A 25,271-nucleotide genomic window follows, 5' to 3' on the forward strand; every position below is an offset into this window, starting at 1 on the left:
TGCTTTTAAAATGTTCTCCCTTTTAATAAACATTTTTATTTTTTTTGTTCATGATTTAATAACATTTTATAAGTATTATGGAAAGCAATTTAAGCTCAATAGTATGTACTCCCATGCAGCTTACATCATACATGGAATAATCTTCCGGAAAAACATCACACTTTAAAGGATAATCTTCTATCTGTGTACTATGATCTACACCCCCGAAAACTTTTATACACTCAATATTCTCAGCACGCAATGCCCTTTTTATGCCATCATGATCAGTTTTTTTATCAAAAATCACTAAAACAGCCCCATTATCATTTTCATAAATTTTGCTTGCGTATAATCGAGCATCTGCATTTATTTTAAGTTCTAGAAAACATGATCTTAATATTTTAACCCCGTTAAGGTTAGGATTTTTTACTATACCTTTCTTTAAAACATTAGTAAATTTGTCTTGTTCAGATCTCTCTAATAATCCTAATAGTTTAGGGTCAATAACAGCATAAATATTCTTGTGTTTACTAATACGTATAACATCATCTTCATCTTTTGTTGTATATGATACTTCGTTAGAAATGTTCCAAGTGTGATAATTTTTTTGATGATGATCGGAGCTTTTATCATGAGAAAATCGAGTGGCTTTTTTAATATTTTGATAATATTGATGGATAATTGTCCAGTGGTTTAAACATTTTTCCACAAAATTTGCTTTGGCTAAGGAGTCTTCTTGAGTAGCAATATCACTTACCTCAGTATTGGACCTTTCTTCAGAGCTATATTCTTCTGTGCCACAACTAGATGCACCAACATGACTACCTGCGGGAATCTCATGATGTGTTTTTTCACTAATAGTTTTATCTATAATTCCTAAAGAAAAAGTAACTTCATCATCTTCCGTGATTTTATTAACAATGTTTTTAATTGCATCTTGTGAGTTTGGACTTGTGTTACGATTAGGATCTTTGGTCAATATATGATATTGACATATATCAATTATACTGTGCCACTCCTTTAAAAACTCTTGCCTTTTGTCATTACATATGTCGTATATTTGTTTAATATAATTCCAATTTTTGTTTAGAAATTCTTTATTATTATCTGCAAATGCATCGAGCATTAAGTTTAATTGAGCTGCGTTAAGGTTTATTTTAGGGTCTATTTCATATTGAGAGGATTTATGAGTTTTTAACAGCTTTTCTGCTATATCTAAACAACATTTAGCTTCACTTAACTCTTCTATGGCTAAATAAAATTCCGCCATTTTTATGTTAATTATAGGATCTTTCTTTATAGAATCACCTTTTAGGGCGTCTAAAACTTTTTGATAATTTACTTTTTCTATATCATTTTTAGACCAACATTGCAAACAAGCTAAAATCCTCAAGACACACTCAGAATCATTAGTATTAAGACCATCAATTATCTCACTTATAGTGTCAATACTACATTTACCTGTTTGCATCAGGAATGCCTGTAAAAATTTTATAATAGTTTTTCTAATTTCAGGCTTGTCTATTGAAATAGTTTGTGTAATTATTTTTATATCTTCCTCTATTTTTTTAACAAATGCTTTATCAAAAACATGATATGAAAATAATTTTATAAATTTCTCTTTAACTTCACCAAATAAATTAAAATAATCAATAGCTAACTTATCAAGGGTTGACGTTTTAAATGGACTACTTTTTATATTATATAAAGCTATTAATAAACGATATAAATCTTCCTGTATTTCAGTACTATCAGCATATTTTATTAATTCTAATAATACTTCAATTGTTCCTTGCAAAATTGTTTTTTCTGAATTTTCTTTATACTTATAGTAATTAAAACGCTGCCTATAAGCATAATGTTTTGCACTGTTATCTGCATTACTATTAATACTTAATGTAACCAGTTGATTAGTATACTCATCTAATAACCCTTCCTCTTCCTTTGTTAAGAATGGCTTGAGCTTTTTATCAAAATATAGTCCTATTAATTCTTCATAGTGAATCATCCTTAATGAATCTAACAGTACATCTTTTACAATATAACGTATTATTTCTATATATTTATTATGATCTATATCTTTATAATATTTACGTAGAAGCGTATCCACCACATACACATGAGCCTCATGATTCTTTGTATCTTGTTTTTTAAGAAGTAACTTTATACGTTGAGAAATCTCTCCTCTTTTGTTATTTAAGATAGCATCGAGACATTCTAAAAACTCTTTTGACCTATTTTGTTCGAATTTACGTACCGCTTTAAACCCTCCCTCGGATGTTACCTCCTTTGGTAAACATTCTTGTAATTCTCTTGATCAAATTTGTCTTGTAGTATTTCTAAAGAATGCTTAGCCCCCTTTTTTTCTTTTAACGATTTAATTAATTCCTTGTTTTTCTTGATTTCTGATCTATCTATTAATACATCGTTTAAAGATTCGAGCAAATCTAATAATGTTAAGTTATTATCATCATTTAATCTATTAGGGTTAAATAAATTCTCATCAAAAACTTTACTATTTAATAAATATTGAATAACACTTGCCTCACCTTTCTTATTTAAATGCTCACGAATTAATACAAGATTATATAATTGTCTCCAAGGTTGTAATTGTTCCATTGAATTCTTATCCATTTCTTGAACAAACTTTGACACAAATTGCTCTATAATCTTTATATATTTTATTTTTTCTCCATTAGTTATATTAGTTGCATCAAGGGAACATAAAATACGATTGATTATAAAATTTCCTATTTTACTACCACCTCCTAAAGAATTATTTAAAACTGCTTGTAATTTATCATCAAATTGTCGTAGTTTAACACTAGGGTCACTTACTGAGCTAGCTGATAAGCTACTGCTTGTAGATGATGCTTTTGTAGAGTGTTTATGTTTCATATAAGAACCAATGTTAAGAATGAGCGGTTTTGTTGCCACTTAGATTAGACTTCTTTCGAAACTCGCTTATGCTGAGGGATTTGAAGGAGACGCGGAACGCAGAACCGCAGCGTACTCTAATGTACGTGAGGATTCGAGTACCGCATCGACGTACAAATCACCAGCAGAAGTAGAGTTTCGAAAGAAGTCTATTGAAACTCAAGGTGAGTAACGCCTTACATTCTACACGCTAAAGACATGGGTTTTACGGCATTTTTTATAAAAACAGAAATATTTTCTTATATATTAAACGACTTCCCACATCCACAACTACCTTTTTCGTTTGGGTTATTAAAAGTAAACCCGGATTTAAACTTGTCTTCTACATAATCCATTTCACTTGCTAGAATATACATCAGAGCTTTTGGATCGATTAATATTCGTACACCTTTATCTTCTATCACCTCATCAAACTTATTCTTGTCATCCGCATATTCTACGTAATAAGATAGACCAGAACAGCCACCAGATTTTACCCCAACCCTAATACCAAAAGATGGTTTATTACGTTTGTCTATCAATAGCTTTATTTGCCTAGCTGCTGCATCAGTCAATGACATAATATTTTTCATAAATTTACTGCAATTTTTTAGTTTTATAATCAGCTATTGCAGCTTTTATTGCATCTTCTGCCAATAAAGAGCAATGGAGTTTTACTGGCGGTAAAGATAGTTCTTTGGCTATTTCAGTATTTTTTATACTACCAGCCTCATCAATAGATTTACCCTTAACCCATTCTGTTACTAAAGAACTTGAAGCAATAGCAGAACCACAACCAAAGGTTTTAAATTTGGCATCTGTAATAATTCCATCTTCACTAACTTTAATTTGTAACTTCATTACATCACCGCATGCAGGAGCTCCGACAAGACCTGTTCCAACATATGCATCATTTTTATCTAATGACCCTACATTACGAGGATTTTCATAGTGATCCAGCACTTTTAGACTATATGCCATTTTATTTCCTATCTATATTATAATAATTAAGTGATAAGCATCTAAGCAACCTAAGCGAATTTAGGATCAGAATTGACAAATTCTTATCCCGATGCTGGGGTATCAATGCATTGCCCATTTGATCTGCTTTAAATCAACTCCCTCTTGCACCATCTCCCAAAGAGGGCTTAGTTCTCTTAATTTATTAATTTTTGACGCTATTAACGCTGCAGCATAATCGATTTCTTCTCTAGTAGTAAATCTACCAATACCAAACCTAATGGAGGTATGTGCCATTTCTTCATCAACACCCATAGCTTTTAGCACATATGATGGTTCAAGTGAAGATGACGTACAAGCAGAGCCGGATGAAACGGCTAAATCTTTAATAGCTAGTATCATAGACTCACCTTCCACATAAGCAAAACTTAGATTTAAATTCCCCTTATATCTATTATGTTTAGCACCGTTTAGATAAACGTCGGCAATTTCTTTAGTAATATTATCATAAAACCTATCAAAAAGCTCTTCTACATGCTTAGCATCTTTTTGCATCTCAAGCAGAGCTATTTCAGCAGCCTTACCAAGCCCAACAATTAAAGGAGCTGGTAGAGTTCCAGAACGCATACCTCTTTCCTGCCCTCCACCATTTAAAATCGGCACTAGTCGTACCCTAGGTTTTTTCCTTACATATAAAGCACCAATACCTTTAGGAGCATAAATTTTATGCCCAGAAATACTTGCAAGATCAATATTACAATCATTAACATCTATTGGAATTTTACCGTATCCTTGAGCAATATCTGAGTGAAAGAATACTCCACGTTCACGACAAATTTTACCAATTTCTTTAATTGGTTGGATAACACCAATCTCATTATTTACAGCCATCACCGATACCAGTATAGTTTGATCTGTTATGGCATTTTTCAATATTTCTAAATCAATCAAACCACTCAGCTGAATTGGCAAATATGTTACCTTAAATCCCTCATCTTCTAAATGTCTACAAGCATCTAAAACGCATTTATGTTCACTTACCACCGTCACTATGTGATTTTTTTTATTACCATAGAATTTGGCAATTCCTTTAATAGCTAAATTATTAGATTCAGTAGCACCAGAAGTAAAAATAATCTCTTTAGGATCTGCTCCAATAAGCCTAGCTACTTTTTTCCTCGACAACTCCACAGCTTCTTCAGCTTCCCAACCAAAGGAATGACTCCTAGAATGCGGATTACCAAATTTAGTGGTAAAATATGGCAGCATACATTCCAAGACCCTTGGATCTATAGGAGTTGTAGACTGGTAATCCATATAAATTGGCAGCGATTTACCACTTAATTTTACTTTTTGTTTTAATTTCTCTAATTCATCCATACTAGTTACTCTTTTAGCGTTCCTACGATTTTTAAGATCATCCCTGTACCTAGAAGGGTTATCCGTCATTGCGAGGAAGTAGCAAAGCACGACTGTTGAAAGTTAAAAATCGTCTATTAGCGAAGCACCGTTAGGTGCTGTGGCAATCTTCATGATAGTCAAGACCTCCTTCACAAGATTGCCACGTCGCCGCTTGCAGCGGCTCCTCGCAATGACGGTTTAAGCCTTACAACAGCTCCTCGCAATGACGTTTAAGTTAGAAGCATATATTTCTTCAAATGCTTTAATAAACGTCACAACATCTTGGGTAGTTTGTTGATAATCAAAGCTGGCTCTAATCGAAGACCTAGTGTCATCCTCACTAAACCCCATATTCGATAAAACATGTGACTTACCAACTCTCCCTGATGAACAAGCAGAACCGGAACTAACTGCTATACCCCGTAAATCGAAAGCTATCAATTTGGTTTGTGCATCAGTGTTAGGTACGATTATCAACGTGGTATTTGGTAATCTTTCAACATCTTTCGACACTATTTTAACATTTTTATAGTTGCACAAATTTTGCTCCAAATATGTCTGTAATTTCTTCATTTTTTTGTATCTATCTTCTATCTCTGTCGTTACTATTGATGACACAAGCCCGAACGAAGCAATCGCTAGTACATTTTCTGTACCTGAGCGAATGTTTCTCTCTTGCCCTCCACCAATCATCATTGCTTTAAGCGTATGCTCTGCTTTAGCAATCAACGCACTACTTCCCTGTACTCCTCCTAATTTATGACTTGATATAGTAGCAAAATCAACTCCTAATTCTTTAATATTGACCGATATTTTGCCAACTGCTTGAACACAATCACTATGAAATACTGCCCCATATTTTTGGGCAATTTTAACCAGCTCTTGTACATTTTGCACAACACCACTCTCATTATTAGCTAGCATTATAGACACAAGCTTTTTATTGCTATGACTAACCGATAGTAGTTCTCCTAAATGCTGAGCATCAACAATACCATCACTATCTACCCTAATAATTTTAATATTATTTCTATATTTAGCATGATCAAAGATCGATAAATGTTCTATGCTAGAAACAAAAATTTCTCCGTCATAATAATTATTCATCAGCAAATTATTACTTTCTGTGCCAGAGGAAGTAAAAATAACCTGATATTCTCTAGAATTTATGTCAACGCCCACAGATCTTGCAACTTGCTCCCTAGCTGTTTCTACTAAACCCCTAGCATAACGCCCTTTGGTATGAATAGAAGACGGATTATATGCTTCTTCGAGCAAATTCTTCATAAGTTCCTTAACCTTAGGATGAACGTTAGTAGTAGAATTATGGTCTAAATATAACATGTATGGACCTACCCAACAATGCAAGAAAAAAATAATATATAACAGCAAAAAAATCGAATGCAGTCATGTATCCGGCTTATAGACAATAAATCAAGCAATTTACCCTATAGCCCTGATGGAATTCGCTGGCTTACAAACTTATACTTATCATATATTCGACTTCTAAAGAGCCATCGCTAAATTCAGTTTTTTCGTAAGCTAAGGTTCGTCTTATTTACCATCAATATTATCATTCTTCGCATATTCCGGATTGGAATTTGTTAAACTTTTATTACCTATAATGTCATTTCATCAATTATTTGGAGCAGTTTTTTTAACTACAAACTTTACTCTCGGTATAATCATTACCTGAACTGAGTAATGCAAATACCACCCTTGCTAGCTTATTAGCTACCGCGACAACTGTTTTATTATGACTGTTTCTCTCAGATAAATTAAACATCCACTCAGTAAACTTGCTATAATCTTTTTTAGATTTTTGTTCTTCCGTGGTAAATCTTATCTTGCTATTCAGAACGTCTCTTGCTCCTTGAATTAACAAAGTACGTAAATAAATATCACCTCTTTTACTAATACCAAGCAACTTATCTTTACCACCACTAGAATGTTGCCTTGGCACTAATCCCAGCCATGCTGATAATTGCCTACCATTTTCAAAACAACTAGCATTCCCTATTGAGGCTATTAAGGCTGTGGCAGTTATTAAACCTATACCTGGTATCGTCATTAGTTGTTGGTGATTACTATACTGGCTAGCTATGATTTTTAATCGTTGTTCTAGCTCTTTTATTTTTTTATCATTTTCTACAAATTCTTCTTTTAACTCACTAAACGTTTGATAGCTTAGCTGGCTTAAAGCCCCTGCATCTAAAATCTCAGTTAATTTTGTCATAATCTTATTGATTCCTTGCGGAATAACAAAACCAAATTCATGTAATAATCCCCTGATCTCATTAGCAAGAGCAGTACGGTTTTTTACCAATCGTTGCCTTACTCTATGAATAAATAAAATTTCTTGTTGCTCTACAGTTTTGATAGGTACAAACCTCATATTAGGTCTTGCTACTGCCTCACATATTGCTTCTGCATCAGCTTGATCATTTTTATTAGTTTTAACATAAGGTTTAACAAACTGCGGGGCCATTAATTTTACTTTATGACCTAATTTTGTTAATTCTCTTGCCCAATAGCTAGCTCCACCGCAAGCTTCCATGCCTACTAGACATTTTGGTACGTTAGCCATAAAAGTTAAAATCTGCTCTCTCGTTAATTTTTTCTTCAATACTGTCTTGCCATTTTTATCTACACCGTGAATTTGAAAAATTCTTTTTGCAATATCTATACCAATTGTGGTAACTTCCATATGGATCTCCTTATTATTGTTTAGGATTTATTTCCTATCCTAGAAGATTAGCATACGCTTCTCATTCTGTATATAGGGTAGATCCATACCATTATATATATAACATAATTTATTTGTCCATATATATAACATAATTTATTTGTCCACTAATACATAAGTTAAAATAATTTTCAAAAACTTTTAGAGCTAATCTAGTGTATCAGCTAGCATGTCAGCTACAGAGATGGTGTCAAAATAGTTCCTTATATGCTTACTTAAACCTAACCATAAATGATGAGCGTTACATTTTACTTTATTAGGTACGCAACTATTCTGAGATTTTCTTAAACATCTTGTCATTTCAATATTCTCATCTACCGCATCAATAATATTAGTAATCTTGATATTATTTAATTTTTCATTAATGATGTAACCACCTTTTGGACCTTTCGCTGATCTAACTATATTAGCTTTCTTAAGTTTTGCAAAAATTTGCTCCAAATAGTTAACCGGTATATTTTGTTTTGCCGAAATCTCAGCCAAGGTAACAGGCATATCCGACATTTGCGATGCGATTTCTAAGATAGCCATTACAGCATACCGCCCCTTTGTAGTTAATTGCATACAAACAACTCCCCTATAATAACATGATTATATAATACCATACTAATTTAGTCAAGTATTATTTATCATAAAAAAATCCATTGACAGCAAAAAAATTGTTAACTAAACTTTATTTATTACTACTATTAAAATTGAACTAATATTATAAATTTTAAAATGGAGAGTAACTATGTCTAAGAACCAAGAAGATAATGCCACCTCTACAAGTGAAGAAACAATGGACGAGAAACGTAAAAAATTTTTAGATTCTTTAGAAAATTCCCGGACAGAACTTAAGGAAAAGTCAGTAGAGGAAATCAAAAAATTAAGTACATTGGAATTGGCTAAGTATTTTTGTGATGTTCATCTGCTCATTAAACACTATCAAGAATACAACCAAATTTATTCTGATTCCTCTATTACTAGTGAGGAGCTAAAGCACAACGTGTATATCTATCTAAACGAACACACTAAACCTGATATAGGCAAGTTCATAACAGTCTTTGACACGCTGAAAGCTAGGGTCTCACAATTGCAACAATGCGATCAAAATAGTTCTCAGACAAAATTCAATATATTATGGACAACACCTATGACGAGTTCCTTAAATAAGTTGCAAAAGCTAGATCCTAAAAATATTGAAAATATGATCAACGACGAGACGATGCAGGATATTTTGGTTGGTTTTAGACAATTATTAGATAGTCCGTCCCTAAAAGACCCCTTGATGGTTCGAGAAAGGATTATTGCAAGTAAGGATGCCGTTGCAAATCTTACTGAAGAAGATAAAACTGCTATTGCTGCTAGCGAGGAAAAGCTAAGAGTACAAGTGACTTCATTGCAACTTAGTTATTGTATCGACAGTTTCATAGAAAATACAAATACACTAAGACAGCTCGGTGAAGATACTTCTCAAGTACCTACAACTGGTTCTAGTAATTTGGGTGACGATGATTTAGCTTAAATGAACTGGCATAAATGGTAAACTTCAAGAATTGGCGTATCTCTAAAGATCGAAGCTGCTCACGTACTAATGTACGCCTAGCAGCTTGACTTTGCTACTGCCTAGCTCTTCTTGAAGTTGACCTTTGTCTACCAACTCTTCATTTACGAGCAGTATATCCTTGTAGCACATTGCCCTCGATAACCTTACTTGATTACCTATAGCTAATCGCATTAGCTATAGAACAACCTAATTCTAAATTTACTATTACTTTAACCTCGGATTATCGTATAAATATATCAAATTTGATGTATACATGATATATCATCTTACTTCAAAAGTTATCTTTAATGCGAATTTTCTGCAATATATTGATTATTATTACTTTGTTATCGGTTTTTGGCTTTGCAATAGCTGACAAGCAAGGGACTGATAAACAAAAGATAGGCAAACAATTTAGCTTTATGTCAGCGGATTATATTGAATATAACCAAAAAGAACAGTTTATTTATGCTAAAGGTGATGTTCAAGTTATATTGGATAATTACTTCCTAACAGCTAATTCTTTGATTTATGATATATGGCAAGATAAACTTTGGGCTGAAGGTGATATTAGAATTAAAGATCAGCACAATAGAGTTATTCTAGGAGATATTGTTATATTAAAAGACAAACTAAAGGCAGGGATAATCTCAGATTTTATTTTATATTTTGGTGATAATACACTATTAGTATCAAAATTAGCAGAAAGAGTAAATGAAGATATTTTTCGTCTGCATAATAGTACCTTTACTCCATGCAAAATACTATGTAACCAAAAACCTATTTGGCAAGTTTCTGCAAAAAATACTGAGATAGATCTTAATAAGAATAAAATGGTTTATAATCACCTATTTTTTGAGGTATATGGTGTACCAATCTTGTATATACCATATTTTTCTCATCCAACACCTAAGGCGTCCGCAGAATCGGGAGTATTGATACTTGGAGTGCGGGATAATGCTTTGGGAATACCGCTATATTATAGAGCTAAACCTAATCTAGACTTTACTCTAACCCCTAGGATTTTTTGGCAAAAGCATAATATTATATATAAAATTTTCGAACTAGAAGCTCGTTACAAACCGAATAAAACTGATTATATATCTTTAGACGCTAATTATGGTAAAGTACCATATTCTATAAAAGATGGTAATGTAACGATAAAAAACCGTAAGGTGAACTCATATTATCTATTAAGCAATGGTAATTTTACCAAAAACGATTATAGATACGGATTTAGGTTACAACGTACTTCTGATAAGGCTTATTTAAAAAATTACTATAACAATTATACTCCGTATTTAATGTCTAAGTTATATTTAGAACATGTCAATAATTATAATTATTTATTAACGGAAGGAATATATTTTGAGGGATTGGGAACAAATGATTCTAGTAGTACGAATCCATTAATTTTTCCCAAGGTCAGAACCAAGAATGTTATACCTCTAAATGACGAAGAAACTAGTAATTTAGTTGTAGAGAATGATGCATTAATCTATAAGGAAAGAAGTGGAAAAGAACTAGGTCGAGTTGCATTGCAACTAGCAGTGGATAATAATTTTTTAACTGAGACAGGTCATTTGTTTAATGTTACCTTACGTAATAGATCAGATGTATATTTTATTAATCACCTATATCTAAATGATTCTAGGACTAATCATGTTCTAACTAGAAATATACCTGACATCCAAAATATTTGGCGTTATCCATTAGCTGGATCAATTTTTGATAAAACTAGCTTGTTTGTAGAACCAATTATATCCGTGACTATTGGACGTAGACATAATTATAATAAGAAATTTTCCTTTATTGATCCATCAAAATATGAACTATCAGAAAATAATATATTCAATTCGAATCGTTATAGTGGTATAGATTATCATGAATTTAGCAATAGATTAAGTTATGGGGTTAATTCTTCTATACTATCGGAGGAGAATTATACAAGTTTATTTCTAGGACAAACCTATAACACTGCTATTAATACTAACTCTATTAATAATATCGAAAATGTTGGTAGAATTGCTAGTAGTTTTTCTGATAAGATAGAGCTATTCTATAGATTTAGAAAAAGTAGAAATTTTGATCCAATTAGAGATGAATTAGGTGGAAGCCTTAACTCTAAGAAAATTCAGTTAACTGCTGGATTGGTTCAGATTTCAAATTTACAGAAATATTATTTTACAGATAAATTAACTGATAACAAAATAAGGCAATTTTACTATAATTTCACTTATCAATTAACCGAAAATTGGTCAGTTGCCTATGATATGAGAGTAGATTGGCCAAAAAGCAAACTAAATGTTCTTTCTAAGAGTATCCAGGTGACATACTTGAATGATTGTGTTAGAATAGCCGGAAAACTTTCAGACAATTACATGGAAGATGGTAGTAGGGGAATAAAAAAGAATTCTGCTGTACCTACTATTTCTATAGGTTTAAAAATATTAAATATGTGAGTCTAAAATTATGAAGAAGTTATTTTGTTTAGTTGCTATCGTTTTTAACCTAGCCATAGCGAAAGCAGAATTATCCAATATAGTTGCATTAGTTAATAATGAGCCAATTACATTACATGAATTTCTAGCTAGAAAACACATGATCATGGCACTTAACAATATTAACAATCCTGATTCTCAAACAGATAAGCAACTTGACAAGATGGCAATTAACAGCGTGATTGATGATTTATTGCTTTATCAGTCTGTAAACGGTAAAAAAAGTTCTGATAGTGAGTTAAATGAGTCTATAGAGACTATTGAGCAACGTAATAAAATGGCAAAAGGACAATTAATGCAACTTTTGAAGAGTAAATCTGTAGATATTAATAGTTTTAAATCTCAGATTGGTGCTGAAATTATCAAAATGAATATTTTATCTAGTATTTCTAGATCAGTTGCTATTAGTGCAAAAGAAGTTGATGCTATAATATTAGCGACTAATTCAAAAGACGCAGAAATATCGGCCCAAATCTTTACTTCAAAAGATAAACAGGATAAAATTTTGCAAAAGATGTATGGGTTACAAAAACGCCTTACAAATTGTCACGATATCAAAGAATCTTTATATAAAGATTTTTCTACGTTAGAAATAGTCAATCAAAATTTAAGCACTCTAGATTCTACGTTACAAACAATTCTCAAGGATTTAAATACAGGAGAGAAAAGTAGTGTTTTCGAGATGCAAGATGGGTTTAAGTTAATCTTAATGTGTAATAAAAAGATAGTTAATGTTACTCTAGATGAAAATGATTATATAGTAAATCTTCTGACCAATAAAAAAATGTCACAAAAAGCCCAAAAATACTTTGAGGATATGCGTAAGAAAGCATATATCAAAATAATGCTACCTTTGTGATATACTCGAATGATCCGAGTACACTACCTTCAATCGCCAAGCATGCCAGCCAACATGGTATTGTTCCTATTAAGAGATATGGTCAGAATTTCATTTTTGATAGTAGTCTATGTGATAAAATAGTTCGCGTAAGCGGTCTCCGAGAAAATGACTCTGTATTAGAAGTTGGTCCTGGTACAGCTGGACTCACTAGAGCTATCCTTTCCCACAACCCTAAATCTTTAACTGTGGTTGAAACTGACGCTAGATGCATACCGTTACTGACGGAAATAAGAGAGTTATACCCTAATCTGCATATTATTCATTCAGATGCTTCTAAATTTGATCTATCAACCTTAAGTCATGACAAAACACATGATAAAATAACTATTATTTCAAATTTACCTTACCAAATAGGTACAGAGTTAGTTATAAAATGGTTAAAAAAATCATACTTAATAAGTAGTATGACTTTAATGCTGCAAAGAGAGGTTGTAGAGCGAATATGTGGTAAAGTTGGAACAAAATCTTATGGCAGATTATCAATAATATGTCAGTTACTTTGTTCAGTCGAAAAATGTTTTGATGTTAATCCGCAAGCTTTTTACCCTGCACCAAAAGTCCACTCTGCAATAGTTAGACTCGTGCCTTTTGATAATCCATTAACACTTGAACTAATTGGGAAAGTTGAACTAATTACCAAACTAGCCTTTAGTGAACGTCGTAAAATGATTAAATCATCTTTGAAGAAACTAACCCCGTATATAGAAGATTTGTTATCTCGATTAAAGATTGATAATTCTTCTCGATCTGAAAATTTATCACCACAAGATTATTTGTCTTTAGCAAAATTATACTCAAATGAACCACTATACTGCTTGTAAATGAAGAGTTGATAGACGAAGATCAAAATCATGAAATGCTAGGAATTACCAAGTCGAGGAGCGGAGCGTACATATAGTACGTGAGCACCGCAGATCTTGGATAATGACGACGCAATTCTTGATTTTCATCGAGTATACATCGCTATTAATATCACTACCAGTAAATATTTATTGTTAATTGTCAATTTTTTACTTTGGTATACTTGGTAATGTAATGATACAATTATATGTTACGGTAAAAGCAACCTACTTAACCATATAATCTCAGGTATATTTTTATGAGAATAACCAAAATCTTCCTAATCTATTGTTTCGTAGCTATAGTAAATCTACCTTATGCATTATGTGCAGATACAAATAAAACAATTTATATAACATCAGATGATGGGCCTCTTGGAGGAACCGAAAATGTTATTAATGTCATGACCCAAAAAAAGACTCCTATTACCATGTTCATGGTAGGATTACATTATGATAATTCGAGTCCTAGCCTAAAGAAAGCTGTTGATCTAGCTAAAAAAAACCCTTTTATTGAAATAGGAAATCACAGCTATACTCACGCTAATAACCACTATAGGAATTTTTATCATCAGCTTCCGGATGTAATTAAGGATCTTAAAAAAAATAATACTGTTTTTGGTTTTACTGGTTCACATATCAATACTAGACTACCAGGTAGAGATGTATTCCGTCTCCCCAACCTAAGTAAAGATGATCCATATATTTCAAAAGAAGAAGATAAAGTAGAAAGAATAGATGATGATGGAATATATAAAAACGGCTTCTATCTATATGGCTGGGATTTAGAATGGGTGCATAATCAACATGGCAAGCCAATTCAATCTTTAGATGAATTAGTGCAAGAGATAGAAGATAAATTTAACAGAAATGATACTGCCTTACCTAATAAATTAATTTTACTTATGCATGATGAAATGTTTCAAGACCAATTTAATGGCAAAGAAAATTTAAGTCAGTTAGTTGATCTTTTGCATAAAAAAAATTATAAGTTTGATTTTATTAAAAATTATCATGTAGAGTGATTTTTATCTATAAATGCTTTAAAGAATTGGATTTGAAAATAAATGGTGAGCATGCTAGGCGTACATATAGTATAGTTACGCATGCGAATCCATGATATTTTCAAAAAACAATTCTTCAAAGCAGAAGAGTATACACTAATGCTATATCGAACTTAGGTTAAGTAACTCACCTTACGTATAACCCCCATGGCAATTTAAAAGTCATAGGAAAAACAGCCTAGTGTCTATTAGCGAGAAGCCACTTTGTGGCGACGAAGCAATCTAATGAATGTGGATTGCTACTACACTCACGTGGTCTCGCTAATAGACGTCTTGTACTTTTCTGCAATTTTTAAATGCTATACGTAAGGTGAATTAAGTAAGTCTATTCGCTTTACACTCCGTGACGTTCTATTATTTGGCTTTTTATCTCTGCAATAGCTTTAGCTGGATTTAAACCTTTCGGACAAGTTTTTGTACAGTTCATAATCGTATGACAACGATATAATTTAAATGGATCTTCTAAAGCATCTAAACGCTCTCCTGTATACTCATCCCTAGAATCAGCAATCCACCGATAGGCTTGTAGTAAAATCGCAGGTCCTAAATATTTATCACCATTCCACCAATAACTTGGGCAAGAGGTGGAACAACACGCACATAATATGCATTCATATAAACCATCCAGTTTTTCTCTATCCTTAAGAGACTGCAATCTTTCAGTATTGGAAGGTGGCGGACTGTCAGTTTTTAGCCAAGGTTCTATCGATTCATATTGAGCATAGAAATGCGACATATCAGGTACTAAATCTTTTACTACCTTCATGTGCGGTAGAGGATATATCTTGACATCACCACGAATTTCTTCAATAGACTTAATGCAGGCAAGTGTGTTAGTTCCATCTATATTCATCGCACAGCTACCACAAATTCCTTCACGACAAGAACGCCTAAAAGTCAAGGTAGAATCTATTTCATTTTTTATTTTAATTAAGGCATCTAGAACCATTGGACCTGTTTTGCATAGATCTAACTCATAAATATCAATTCTAGGGTTTTCTTCAGAATTTGGGTCATATCTATAAATTCTGATATTACGTAACTTAACCGCTTCTCCAGAATATTTATATGTAGTACCTTTACGGACTTTAGAATTAGGTGGTAATCTAAGTTCTGCCATGTTTATTCCTTATCTAAAATTCTAACTATATTTCAGAGCAATTTAAAAGTTGTAATCAATGGTGAAAAGATGTCATTCCCGCGTAGACGGGAATTCATTAATATCTAATACTACAGTTGTAGTTACTCACAATGTTGTCCCTGCGTAGGTAGCGGGATATAAGAAACTGTCCTTTTAAGCTATTTAGACTTTTTTAGACCCCTACTTTCCTTTCGCAGGGGTGACATCAAGCACATTGCCTACCGTAGCCACGACTTTTCAATTATCCTGCTGTCCTTTTCTGATTTAGTTTCTTAACTTTTACAGTACCACCATAATCATTTTTTATTGGAAATAAATTTTCCTCTTCTGAATTCATTGATCTATCACTCAGCAAGTTTTTAATCTGCTGACCAGACAATGTCTCATGTTCAATCAATAATTTAGCTAACAAATGAAGTTGATCAATATGTGTAGTTAATATATTTTTGGCAAAATCATAACCTTTTTCAATAATTTTTCTTACTTCTGTATCAATTAATTCTGCTGTATGTACAGAAGTATGACCTGCTCCCCTACCACTAGTATATAGATCTTCATTACTCGAACCATGATATACTGGTCCTATTGCATCACTTAATCCCCAGTCCGTTACCATAGCTCTAGCCATTTGGGTTGCCATTTTAATATCTGAAGAAGCCCCAGAAGTAACTTTCTCTCTGCCAAAAATAAGCTCCTCAGCTACCCTGCCAGCCATTGCTACCGCTATATCAGCTTCCATTTTATCACGTGGCATAGAAAAACGATCATTTTCAGGAAGCCGCATAACCATTCCAAGTGACCTACCCCTTGGAATAATAGTTGCTTTGTGAATTGGATCAGAAGCAGGACAATACAACCCAACCAATGCATGCCCTCCCTCATGATAAGCAGTTAGTTTTTTCTGCTCATCTGACATAACCATAGAACGTCTTTCCACGCCCATTAACACTTTATCTTTTGCCTCTTCTAAATCTGCCATACTTACTTCTTTTTTGCCCTTGCGAGCAGCAATTAATGCAGATTCATTGACAAGATTAGCAAGATCTGCTCCTGAAGATCCAGGAGTTCCTCTAGCTATGATTCTAGCGACTATATTTGAGGCACATTTTATTTTCTTCAAATGTACTTGTAAAATTTGTTCTCTACCATCAATATCTGGATTAGGAACAGTAATTTGGCGATCAAATCTTCCAGGTCTTAGCAATGCTGAATCCAATACATCCGGTCTGTTAGTTGCAGCAATGATAACTACCCCTTCATTATCCTCAAACCCATCCATTTCTACCAGCATTTGATTTAGTGTTTGTTCACGTTCATCGTTGCCACCACCCATACCAATACCTCTGTGGCGACCTACTGCATCTATTTCGTCAATAAAAATTATGCAAGGAGCATTACGTTTACCTTGTTCGAACATATCACGGACACGGCTAGCACCAACTCCAACGAACATTTCAACAAAATCAGAGCCAGAGATACTAAAGAATGGGACATTTGCCTCGCCGGCTATAGCTTTTGCTAGGAGAGTTTTACCTGTTCCAGGTGATCCTATAAGTAAACATCCCTTTGGAATTTTACCACCAAGTTTTTGGAATTTGCTTGGGTCTCTAAGGAAATCAACAATTTCAGTTAACTCTTCTTTAGCTTCGTTAATTCCAGCAACATCTTTAAAAGTAATTTTCGGACCTTTATCTGAAACTAGTTTAGCTTTAGATTTACCAAAACCCATGGCTTTTCCTCCACCTTGCATTTGACGCATGAAAAATACCCACCCACCTATCAAAAGAATCATTGGAAACCACGAAACAAATATGTTAAACAACAAGTTCATTTTTGTATCAGGTGGTATTATTTCAATATGAACCGAATTGCTGTTTAGGCGATTTATTAGATCTGGATAGTCAGCAGCATAAGTTGAAAAAGAAGATCCATCGCTGAGAGTCCCCTCAATCATTCTACCCTGAATTTTAACAGCACTAATTGCTTTCTCATCAATTTTGCTTAAAAAATCTGAAAAAGCGATATTACTTTTTCCTCCAATAAAACCATCATTTTGAAATGCATGAAAAACAAGTATCATTAAAACAAAAACCGACACCCAAATTAGAACATTCTTACCTTGATTATTCATCTATGACTCACCTAACAGAAATGCGTAAAACGCGATATAAAATTGGGAGAGAAAGAAACACTAAGACTTCTCCTCAAACCTTGGTCATTATAATACGATATATGAGGTATGGCTATAACTTTTTCAAGTATCTTGACTACTGGTAGGGTGAATAAAATAGCTATATGATTGTTAAAACTTGCGTCTTTCAGTATTTTAAAATCTAAATCTTGCCTTATTTTACTATAATCCTTGATCGTTAGGTTACTGATCAAATAGCCTGAATTATTAGACCTCTTGTATAATTCTACTCCTGCTGGTAATTTGGACGTCGGGGCTAGACTCGAATCCTCACATACGTTTGAGTATGATGTGGTTCTGCGTTCCGGATCTCCTGCAAATTCCTGAGCTAGAGCGAATTCTAAAAGAGGTCTATTGATATAGAAATGAAATCTACCATCCCATGCATCTACATTATTAAGCCTAATATCTATAGGTAAATTCCTACCAAATTCTCGGTAAATTATTAGATTATTACTAATTTTTTTAATCACGCAACCATGGAGTGTCTTAATAAAGTCTATTTTTTGTTGTAATAGTTCTGTTATCATACTTATTGAGCCTGATCTACTAGTGCGGTTCTTACCGCTAATAATGATAAGTACAAAACTGATTACCTGTAGTGTTATTGCACTAGAAAATTCTGCAAACTTTAATAAATTTATAGTAGCAAAACCAAAATCATAAATTTTTACTGATTCTGCGATGCAAGCAATCAATTCCGGTTGCCATTTCTCTTCTACTACTTGGTTAATTCTAGATTGTTGAGAAGTTATTTGATTCTTTATATATTCTCCTTCTAGGGATAGCTTTTTTCTAATGATATTTCGTTGATATTTATCAGATTTATTAGATTCATCTTCAAACCATTTTATATTATTGGTAACTAAATATGCAATTAACTGTTGTTTCGGAATGTTAAACAATGGTCTCACTATTTTAACATTATTATACCAATTAATATTGCTAGCACTAAGTCCAAATAGACTACTTTTTTTTTCTAATCTCAGACAATAATTTTCAATATAATCATCCAAGTGATGTGCTGTTAAAATTGTCAATATATCTAATTTGCTACACAAATCAGTCATTAATTTATAACGACCTTCTCTAGCCCTTGCTTGTAAATTAGAAAAATTATTTTGGTGATCGAAATGAAGCTGGTGATATCTATGTCCCAATTTATGGCTTAAGTCTCGTACATACTCATGCTCCAACTTAGCCTGCTCTCGTAAATGATGATTAACTAACATCACTACTAGCTTAATACTATTAGTGCTAGCCCATTTATGTGTTAACATTAAAAGGGCTATGGAATCAGAACCACCTGAAATAGCCAATGCGATAGACCTCAGGTGAGGTCTATCAACTAGCTTTTCAATATTCTGCTGAAATTGTTCATAAAGCATTATTTAGGCAAATCTTTTTTGTCAGATTTTTTCTCAATATAGCTAGTATCCTCTTGGTTTTTATCTGAATTTTTGCTTAAGGATAGTATTCTTTTTTTATAGTCTCGTTCTTTGGCAAGATAATTTTGAGCTTCTTGTGAGATTTTTTTATATAATTCACGTTTTTGGCCATTAATTTTAGCCACTTCTATTCTATATTTTGTTATTTCTTCTCTTAGTTCTGCTGAAATTCCCGCAGCATAAGACTTGAAATCATTCTCAATTTTTTGTAATTCATCATTAGTGCCACTACTACTAATATTAGTTTTATTGGCATTTGATTTTGCAGTTGTTGTACTTGCTAAGCTATTTGAACTTAGTAATAGTAATCCTATTATAGTAGTAATTAATCTATTTTTTTTTATCATCATATGCTCCTAAAATGTTTTTATATATTTTTTGCTAAACGTGAAATCTAGCAAAATTTAATATACACTATAATAATCCTATTTAGTCAATCATAAAGATACTGAAATAATCTTTTTAACAGCAAATAATATCATAATTTTTAATATATTATTATATTTAGAATATTAGCTATTAAATATAATAATTTCATTTGATATTAATCGATACTTTATGTAAAGTAGTTGAATGCAACAAATTTGTTAATGTACAAGGAGGAAGAATATGGGACGTAACAAACATAATCAGGGAGACTGGGCTAATCATTTCCGAAAATATAATTTTTCAAAACAAGATAAACCTCTTTCTAAAGAAGTAGAGCCTCTTAAGTTATATACAGATAAAGATATGCTGTTATTGACAACTCTTTCTATGATTCGTCCTAACTCGATAGATGATAAAGATAATCTGTCAGCACATTATATTGCAAAACGTGCAATAAGTGAGGGTTACACAAATGCTGGTTATACATTAGAAAATACTACTACTCCTAAACATAATACTCCTGAAAAATCAACTTCTCACAATCAGGATATAGTCAATTCAGGAGGATTTGGTGCTAGGAGCGATGGAGCGACGCCTATATGTAATAGGCGAGCGACGAGTGACGACGTCACCAACTTCTCATCAATTGACTATAGTGGGACAATAATGTTAAGCATAGGTAGCACAGCTACTGGTTGTGTTATTATAGGTTTTGTTGGGATTGCTGCATGCAAAGCATATAAAAGTTTTGGCAGTAAGAAAAAAAACGTTAATCACCCAACAGAAGTATGTAAAAGTTCTGATAGTAAGAACGAACATGTTGATTACTCAGTAGATACTAACTTGTCAATAATAACAATGCCACTAGAAGAGATTCAAGATATATCTTTAGCAGGTAATACAACAACGCAGGTAGAATAGTAATAAAAATAAAGACCTCTTGCATAATTCTACTTCTGCTGGTAATTTGTGCGTCGGTACGGTACTCGAATCCTCACGTACGTTTGAGTACGCTGCGGTTCTGCGTTCCGGTCCTCCTACAAATTCCCTAGCAGAAGCGAATTCTGCAAGAGGTCTAATATTAGTATCAATTCTTCGCTGCTTTCAAGAATTATTTCTTGAAAGTAGCATGGATGAGCCGTAGTCACGTATATCTAATTCTAGAAGGTTTTAGGCAAAAACGATCATTCCTAGCTAAAAGCGGGAATCCAAAAAATAACCTGCAAAGGCTATTAGATATTATGGATTCCCGTTTTTAGTATAAGAATGATATCAGGAGCGGCAAAACTTATGTTTATATCAACTATTGATTATAATTTTTAATTACCCTGCTCAAATTCGTGCTTATTCTTCTTGACACTAAAGACAATAAGCTTTAATATGTAGCCCTAGCCAATAAATAAGTAGGTTAGGTCTTATATGGCAGTCATTTCTAGAATTCTTTCGTATTTTTCTATAACTCACAATACATCCTCACCCTCAAAATTAACAAATAAATTATTAGAATATATTTGGCCTGTTGAAAGACATGAATTATCCAAATTTCTATATATAACATTATTGATGTTTTGTATTTTGTTTATACAAAACATTATCAGAGCCTTAAAAGACAGCCTTGTTAATACTATGATTGGTACTGAAACTGTATCATTTCTTAAATTTTGGGGTGTTCTTCCTTCTTCATTTCTAGTCATGATGATCTATGTAAAATTAGTAAATAACATGAAAGGTGAAAATATCTTCTACCTTATACTGTCAATTTTTCTAATATTTTTTGCCTTATTTGCTTTTTATATTTTTCCTAATCATACAATATTTCATTTGAGTAGTGAGCATGCAAGCATTTTAATAAAGTCTTATCCTAATTTGAAGTGGTTTATATTACTTTTATCTAATTGGAGTTTTTCCCTATTCTATATTATAGCAGAATTATGGCCAGGTTTGATGTTTGCATTACTCTTTTGGCAGTTTGTTAATAATGTCACTTCGGTAGAACAATCGAAAAGATTTTATCCTTTATTTGGACTCTTGGCACAAACAGGTATTTACATATCAGGCAAGTTTTTAGAAAATTTAGCTTATTTAAATCAATATTTAATTAGAAATTTTGACTTAAAACATACAAATACAGAACTTTCAGTACAAATTATCTTAGTCTGTGTACTTGTTCTTGGTATAATAGCAGTGGCAACTTTTTGGATGTTAAATCATAAAATATTAGCTAAAGATCAGGTAGAACAACTGAAATTTTCGGTCAAGAAGCAATCAATAACTCTTGTGGAAAGTTTTAAAATGATTATCGCTTCAAGATATATTAGACTAATTGCTACACTACTTATTTGCTATGGCATAGCTATAAATCTAGTTGAAGGACCTTGGAAGACATCAGCTGCAAAAATTTATAAAACGCCAACTGAATTCGCTGCTTTTGTTGGCAACTATCTAAGTATTACTGGCATATTTACTATTCTATTTGTTATTCTTGGTTCTAATATTGTAAGAAGGTTGGGTTGGTTTACAGCAGCAATTATAACGCCAATAATGGTTTTTGTAACTGGTATGTTATTTTTTGCAGTATCCGACTTTGATGGATTTGCTGCCTTAATTGTGGTTAGCTTTATGTTAACCGACCCTTCTTTGATTGCTATTACAATGGGACTGATCAATAATGTGTTAAGTAAATCAAGTAAGTATACTTTATTTGATTCTACTAAAGAAATGTCATATGTTCCTTTAGATACTGAACTTAAAACAAAAGGTAAGGCAGCTGCCGACATAATCGGCACTAAGCTTGGAAAGTCAACAAGTGCATTTCTCCAATCTTTAATATTTATTATTATGCCTTCTGCAACTTTTCAATCCATCTCTATCTATTTAATGGTAGTCTTTGGTATAATCTGTATCATATGGATTTGGACAGTTAGAGAATTAAGTAAAGAGTACAATAATATAACATCATGAATCTTAGACATTATTCCTTAAATCTAAGATAACAACTAATAGCTACAACTAATAGATATAATTTAGCATATTAATTTTTAACTCCTGCTCTAAAATAACAATTAGATCATCAGAGGATTTTGATTTCCATTTACCAGCAACATAATAAAAATGGTAAGGACCACTAATCGGTGAAGATAACCAAATTTCTTTAGCAGCTGAGTGTTTGTTAATAACAAATACTCCTTGGTTAGTAGTTAGGGTTAGAATATCACCTTGAAAATCAATATCGATAAGACAATTCTTATCTTCTGCCTCAATTGTATCGGCAATTAAAGATATTGTTTTTTCAGCCAATTTGGCAAATTCAGTATTGTCCATACTTAATGCTCCTTTAAACTTTTGCGATACATCTCAACGTACTTATTGTGATCGTTAAGGTTATTGGAAAAATTATGCCCTCCCATAATGTTAACAACAAAATATAATGAATCAATTTTAGCAGGATTTACTACAGCTTCTAAAGATTTTATTCCAGGGCAAGAAATAGCTCCAGGTGGTAAATTAAAGACATAATATGTATTATAGGGTGATTGGATAGCTAAGTCTTTTTTAGTTAATCGCCTTGCTAGTTTATATTGCCCAAGTGTTATAGCATAAATCGTCGTTGGATCTGCTTGCAATTTCATATGTTTGGTAAGGCGATTTAGAAATACAGCAGCAATCAAAGGTTTTTCTGCGTCTAAGCTAGCTTCCTTCTCCACAATGGACGCTAAAATTAAGACGTCAAGACGGGTTTTTAATGGGGAATTGGGTGATAATTTTTCCATGACTTTGTCAAGATGCAGGGACATTAATTTTCGCATTTTATCAATGATCTGCTCTTTTTGATCACCATATGAAAAAAAATAAGTAGATGGCATTAAAAATCCTTCAGGAATTGTTCCTAGAATCTCACCAATTAAGCGTTCTTCATTATTAATCTTTTGTATTATTTCATGTACAAGCATACCCTCAGGTATAATCATTTTATGAATAATCGATTTGCCACTGGACAATATTTTTAAAGTTTGCATTGGAGAAATATTTTGAGTAAAAGTATATTCCCCACTTTTTATAGGATGTTTTAATGAATATATTTTTGTAAGAAATGCAAATAAATAAGGATATTTAATGATTTTGTTATCATTTAATATCGTGGTAATTTGATCAATCGACAATTTAGGCTTAATTATTAGAGTTTTACTTTCTGCAAGTAAACCAGGTACAAATAAGTAAAATATACAAAAATTGATTCCGCTGATCAGCAAAATCAATGTAATAGTTACAAAAACAAATTTTATTTTTAGTATTTTCTTAAACAAGCTATACCTAATTAGAATTAGATGATTTCAGAAGATTATAACATAACCTCAACTATCGATGTAATAAATTAATAATAGGCGAAACAGTAATATAGGTAGTGATAACATTTAAATAATATGTTATGATGCAGATAATTAACATTCATAAAAATTATTAATATGCAAATACAGAAATGCTATCGCGTTATTTTTCAAACCTATGATCAATCTAATCCTCTAATTTAGTTAAGGAATATAATCAAATGCTAAGATATGATTTGTATAGAAGTGTACATAAGTTCATTCGTAAGAAGCTGTACCAGTTCGGAGAGGAGCTAGGTAAAACAGATTTTCGAAAAATAGCAGCTGTAATTGGTATTAAAGATTCTTTTAATAATATTGCATTTGATCTAAAAATGCATGCACAAAAAGAAGAAAAATATTTTACCCCATTGTTTAATGAAAAAGGATCAACCGTGCATAAGCATGTTGAACAAGTACATTACGACCAAGAAAATGAGCTGATGGAGTTTCAGGGGATTTTTGAAAATGCGATAAAAACAGTGGATGATGAAGAACGGGTTATACAGGGCTGCCATATCTGCTCCTTATATGATAAGTTTTTGTCTAACAATCTTCTGCATTTTTATCAAGAAGAAACCATATTAATGCCTGAATTATGTCATCTTTATTCTGATAAAGAGTTGCAGCAGGTTACCGTAGATAGTTATAGAGGTCTGCCTAAACATGTTTTATTAGATAGCTCGAGCTTCTTCCCGGTTTTGAATTTTCTTGAAAAACGTACTTATTTACAAGATATTAAAGAAGCTTGCTCACCTGAAATGTTTCTTGAAATTTGGAAACGTACATTAGTCTCAGAAGGCTGTTTCACTAATGATGAAAAATCCACTTTCGCCATGGAGTTTGATTTGCCCTTAAAAGGCACTACTGCAGACAGTACAGAACTTGTAAAACTGTAATATATTTAGTGATTTCAACATATT

General features: G+C 32.5%; 23 protein-coding genes. 9 read left to right on the top strand and 14 right to left on the bottom strand.

Annotated elements, in window-relative coordinates:
* Positions 1-55: 55 nt before the first annotated feature.
* From AAHN03_RS02700 to AAHN03_RS02740, 8 genes are all read right to left on the bottom strand, one after another.
* The gene (locus AAHN03_RS02700) at positions 56-2,092 is read right to left on the bottom strand and encodes a hypothetical protein (RefSeq protein WP_342279018.1); all 2,037 of its coding nucleotides are present in this window, start codon (positions 2,090-2,092) and stop codon (positions 56-58) included.
* A 167-nt stretch (positions 2,093-2,259) separates the two neighbouring features.
* Positions 2,260-2,916, bottom strand: coding sequence for a hypothetical protein (locus AAHN03_RS02705; protein ID WP_342279019.1), 657 nt, complete (start codon positions 2,914-2,916; stop codon positions 2,260-2,262).
* 239 nt (positions 2,917-3,155) lie between these two features.
* Complete coding sequence (locus AAHN03_RS02715; RefSeq protein WP_341761768.1) at positions 3,156-3,488, bottom strand: HesB/IscA family protein; 333 nt, start codon at positions 3,486-3,488, stop codon at positions 3,156-3,158.
* A 4-nt stretch (positions 3,489-3,492) separates the two neighbouring features.
* Positions 3,493-3,876 carry a Fe-S cluster assembly scaffold IscU gene (gene iscU / locus AAHN03_RS02720; protein ID WP_341753738.1) on the bottom strand — a complete coding sequence of 128 codons (384 nt, stop codon included), beginning with the start codon at positions 3,874-3,876 and terminating at the stop codon, positions 3,493-3,495.
* Positions 3,877-3,978: 102 nt separating this feature from the next.
* Positions 3,979-5,235, bottom strand: a complete 1,257-nt coding sequence (locus AAHN03_RS02725) for an IscS subfamily cysteine desulfurase (protein ID WP_342279020.1) — start codon at positions 5,233-5,235, stop codon at positions 3,979-3,981.
* 219 nt (positions 5,236-5,454) lie between these two features.
* Positions 5,455-6,600, bottom strand: a complete 1,146-nt coding sequence (locus tag AAHN03_RS02730; protein ID WP_342279021.1) for a cysteine desulfurase family protein — start codon at positions 6,598-6,600, stop codon at positions 5,455-5,457.
* Between the two features lie 313 nt (positions 6,601-6,913).
* Positions 6,914-7,963, bottom strand: coding sequence for an IS110 family transposase (locus tag AAHN03_RS02735; protein ID WP_342278307.1), 1,050 nt, complete (start codon positions 7,961-7,963; stop codon positions 6,914-6,916).
* Positions 7,964-8,149: 186 nt separating this feature from the next.
* A complete protein-coding gene (locus AAHN03_RS02740; RefSeq protein ID WP_341761770.1) occupies positions 8,150-8,566 on the bottom strand; it encodes an Rrf2 family transcriptional regulator in 417 nt (138 codons plus the stop codon).
* A 169-nt stretch (positions 8,567-8,735) separates the two neighbouring features.
* Here AAHN03_RS02740 and AAHN03_RS02745 point away from each other — a divergent pair, with 169 nt between their 5' ends.
* The 5 genes from AAHN03_RS02745 (at position 8,736) to AAHN03_RS02765 (ending at position 14,796) form a co-directional block, all read left to right on the top strand.
* Positions 8,736-9,509 (top strand): hypothetical protein, encoded by a 774-nt coding sequence (locus tag AAHN03_RS02745; RefSeq protein WP_342279022.1) that lies wholly within the window; start codon positions 8,736-8,738, stop codon positions 9,507-9,509.
* Between the two features lie 329 nt (positions 9,510-9,838).
* Positions 9,839-11,992, top strand: coding sequence for an LPS-assembly protein LptD (locus AAHN03_RS02750; protein ID WP_342279023.1), 2,154 nt, complete (start codon positions 9,839-9,841; stop codon positions 11,990-11,992).
* 10 nt (positions 11,993-12,002) lie between these two features.
* Entirely contained in the window at positions 12,003-12,890 is an 888-nt protein-coding gene (locus AAHN03_RS02755) for a SurA N-terminal domain-containing protein (protein ID WP_342279024.1), read from the top strand.
* The gene (rsmA, locus tag AAHN03_RS02760) at positions 12,890-13,753 is read left to right on the top strand and encodes a 16S rRNA (adenine(1518)-N(6)/adenine(1519)-N(6))-dimethyltransferase RsmA (RefSeq protein WP_342279161.1); all 864 of its coding nucleotides are present in this window, start codon (positions 12,890-12,892) and stop codon (positions 13,751-13,753) included. The genes AAHN03_RS02755 and rsmA overlap by 1 nt, the downstream gene beginning before the upstream one ends.
* Before the next feature lie 278 nt (positions 13,754-14,031).
* Positions 14,032-14,796, top strand: coding sequence for a polysaccharide deacetylase family protein (locus AAHN03_RS02765; protein ID WP_341761773.1), 765 nt, complete (start codon positions 14,032-14,034; stop codon positions 14,794-14,796).
* Positions 14,797-15,169: 373 nt separating this feature from the next.
* On the opposite strand, the gene AAHN03_RS02770 is transcribed toward AAHN03_RS02765, so the two are convergent.
* The 4 genes from AAHN03_RS02770 to AAHN03_RS02785 all read right to left on the bottom strand — a co-directional run bounded on the left by AAHN03_RS02770 (position 15,170) and on the right by AAHN03_RS02785 (position 19,962).
* Positions 15,170-15,955 (bottom strand): succinate dehydrogenase iron-sulfur subunit, encoded by a 786-nt coding sequence (locus AAHN03_RS02770; protein ID WP_342279025.1) that lies wholly within the window; start codon positions 15,953-15,955, stop codon positions 15,170-15,172.
* A gap of 262 nt (positions 15,956-16,217) precedes the next feature.
* A complete protein-coding gene (ftsH, locus tag AAHN03_RS02775) occupies positions 16,218-18,107 on the bottom strand; it encodes an ATP-dependent zinc metalloprotease FtsH (protein ID WP_342279026.1) in 1,890 nt (629 codons plus the stop codon).
* A gap of 11 nt (positions 18,108-18,118) precedes the next feature.
* Positions 18,119-19,555, bottom strand: a complete 1,437-nt coding sequence (gene tilS / locus AAHN03_RS02780; RefSeq protein ID WP_342279027.1) for a tRNA lysidine(34) synthetase TilS — start codon at positions 19,553-19,555, stop codon at positions 18,119-18,121.
* Positions 19,555-19,962, bottom strand: a complete 408-nt coding sequence (locus AAHN03_RS02785) for a hypothetical protein (RefSeq protein ID WP_342279028.1) — start codon at positions 19,960-19,962, stop codon at positions 19,555-19,557. Before AAHN03_RS02785 ends, tilS begins: the two co-directional genes overlap by 1 nt.
* A gap of 262 nt (positions 19,963-20,224) precedes the next feature.
* Between AAHN03_RS02785 and AAHN03_RS02790 the strand changes: the two genes are divergently transcribed.
* From AAHN03_RS02790 to AAHN03_RS02800, 3 genes are all read left to right on the top strand, one after another.
* Positions 20,225-20,905, top strand: coding sequence for a palindromic element RPE2 domain-containing protein (locus AAHN03_RS02790; protein ID WP_342279029.1), 681 nt, complete (start codon positions 20,225-20,227; stop codon positions 20,903-20,905).
* A 19-nt stretch (positions 20,906-20,924) separates the two neighbouring features.
* Positions 20,925-21,128 carry a hypothetical protein gene (locus AAHN03_RS07635; RefSeq protein ID WP_410521346.1) on the top strand — a complete coding sequence of 68 codons (204 nt, stop codon included), beginning with the start codon at positions 20,925-20,927 and terminating at the stop codon, positions 21,126-21,128.
* Between the two features lie 275 nt (positions 21,129-21,403).
* Entirely contained in the window at positions 21,404-22,945 is a 1,542-nt protein-coding gene (locus tag AAHN03_RS02800; RefSeq protein WP_410521347.1) for an Npt1/Npt2 family nucleotide transporter, read from the top strand.
* 48 nt (positions 22,946-22,993) lie between these two features.
* Here the strand turns inward: AAHN03_RS02800 and cyaY are convergent, their stop codons facing one another.
* Both cyaY and mltG read right to left on the bottom strand, forming a co-directional pair.
* Positions 22,994-23,305: an iron donor protein CyaY gene (cyaY, locus tag AAHN03_RS02805; RefSeq protein WP_341761779.1), complete on the bottom strand. Its 312-nt coding sequence runs from the start codon at positions 23,303-23,305 to the stop codon at positions 22,994-22,996.
* Positions 23,306-23,307: 2 nt separating this feature from the next.
* Positions 23,308-24,276 (bottom strand): endolytic transglycosylase MltG, encoded by a 969-nt coding sequence (mltG, locus tag AAHN03_RS02810; protein ID WP_410521355.1) that lies wholly within the window; start codon positions 24,274-24,276, stop codon positions 23,308-23,310.
* Positions 24,277-24,530: 254 nt separating this feature from the next.
* On the opposite strand from mltG, the gene AAHN03_RS02815 reads away from it, so the two are divergent.
* Entirely contained in the window at positions 24,531-25,247 is a 717-nt protein-coding gene (locus tag AAHN03_RS02815) for a hemerythrin domain-containing protein (RefSeq protein ID WP_342279031.1), read from the top strand.
* The last annotated feature ends 24 nt before the right edge of the window (positions 25,248-25,271 follow it).

Origin of the sequence: Candidatus Tisiphia endosymbiont of Myopa tessellatipennis (assembly GCF_964031105.1) — a bacterium.
In the GTDB taxonomy this organism is placed as follows: Bacteria; Pseudomonadota; Alphaproteobacteria; order Rickettsiales; family Rickettsiaceae; genus Tisiphia.

Coding starts and splice junctions, on each gene's coding strand:
- AAHN03_RS02715 (WP_341761768.1), bottom strand. CDS start 3,488: ATGAAAAATATTATGTCATTGACTGATGCAGCAGCTAGGCAAATAAAG.
- iscU (WP_341753738.1), bottom strand. CDS start 3,876: ATGGCATATAGTCTAAAAGTGCTGGATCACTATGAAAATCCTCGTAAT.
- AAHN03_RS02725 (WP_342279020.1), bottom strand. CDS start 5,235: ATGGATGAATTAGAGAAATTAAAACAAAAAGTAAAATTAAGTGGTAAA.
- AAHN03_RS02730 (WP_342279021.1), bottom strand. CDS start 6,600: ATGTTATATTTAGACCATAATTCTACTACTAACGTTCATCCTAAGGTT.
- AAHN03_RS02735 (WP_342278307.1), bottom strand. CDS start 7,963: ATGGAAGTTACCACAATTGGTATAGATATTGCAAAAAGAATTTTTCAA.
- AAHN03_RS02740 (WP_341761770.1), bottom strand. CDS start 8,566: ATGCAATTAACTACAAAGGGGCGGTATGCTGTAATGGCTATCTTAGAA.
- AAHN03_RS02745 (WP_342279022.1), top strand. CDS start 8,736: ATGTCTAAGAACCAAGAAGATAATGCCACCTCTACAAGTGAAGAAACA.
- AAHN03_RS02750 (WP_342279023.1), top strand. CDS start 9,839: ATGCGAATTTTCTGCAATATATTGATTATTATTACTTTGTTATCGGTT.
- AAHN03_RS02755 (WP_342279024.1), top strand. CDS start 12,003: ATGAAGAAGTTATTTTGTTTAGTTGCTATCGTTTTTAACCTAGCCATA.
- AAHN03_RS02765 (WP_341761773.1), top strand. CDS start 14,032: ATGAGAATAACCAAAATCTTCCTAATCTATTGTTTCGTAGCTATAGTA.
- AAHN03_RS02770 (WP_342279025.1), bottom strand. CDS start 15,955: ATGGCAGAACTTAGATTACCACCTAATTCTAAAGTCCGTAAAGGTACT.
- ftsH (WP_342279026.1), bottom strand. CDS start 18,107: ATGAATAATCAAGGTAAGAATGTTCTAATTTGGGTGTCGGTTTTTGTT.
- tilS (WP_342279027.1), bottom strand. CDS start 19,555: ATGCTTTATGAACAATTTCAGCAGAATATTGAAAAGCTAGTTGATAGA.
- AAHN03_RS02785 (WP_342279028.1), bottom strand. CDS start 19,962: ATGATAAAAAAAAATAGATTAATTACTACTATAATAGGATTACTATTA.
- AAHN03_RS02790 (WP_342279029.1), top strand. CDS start 20,225: ATGGGACGTAACAAACATAATCAGGGAGACTGGGCTAATCATTTCCGA.
- AAHN03_RS02800 (WP_410521347.1), top strand. CDS start 21,404: ATGGCAGTCATTTCTAGAATTCTTTCGTATTTTTCTATAACTCACAAT.
- cyaY (WP_341761779.1), bottom strand. CDS start 23,305: ATGGACAATACTGAATTTGCCAAATTGGCTGAAAAAACAATATCTTTA.
- AAHN03_RS02815 (WP_342279031.1), top strand. CDS start 24,531: ATGCTAAGATATGATTTGTATAGAAGTGTACATAAGTTCATTCGTAAG.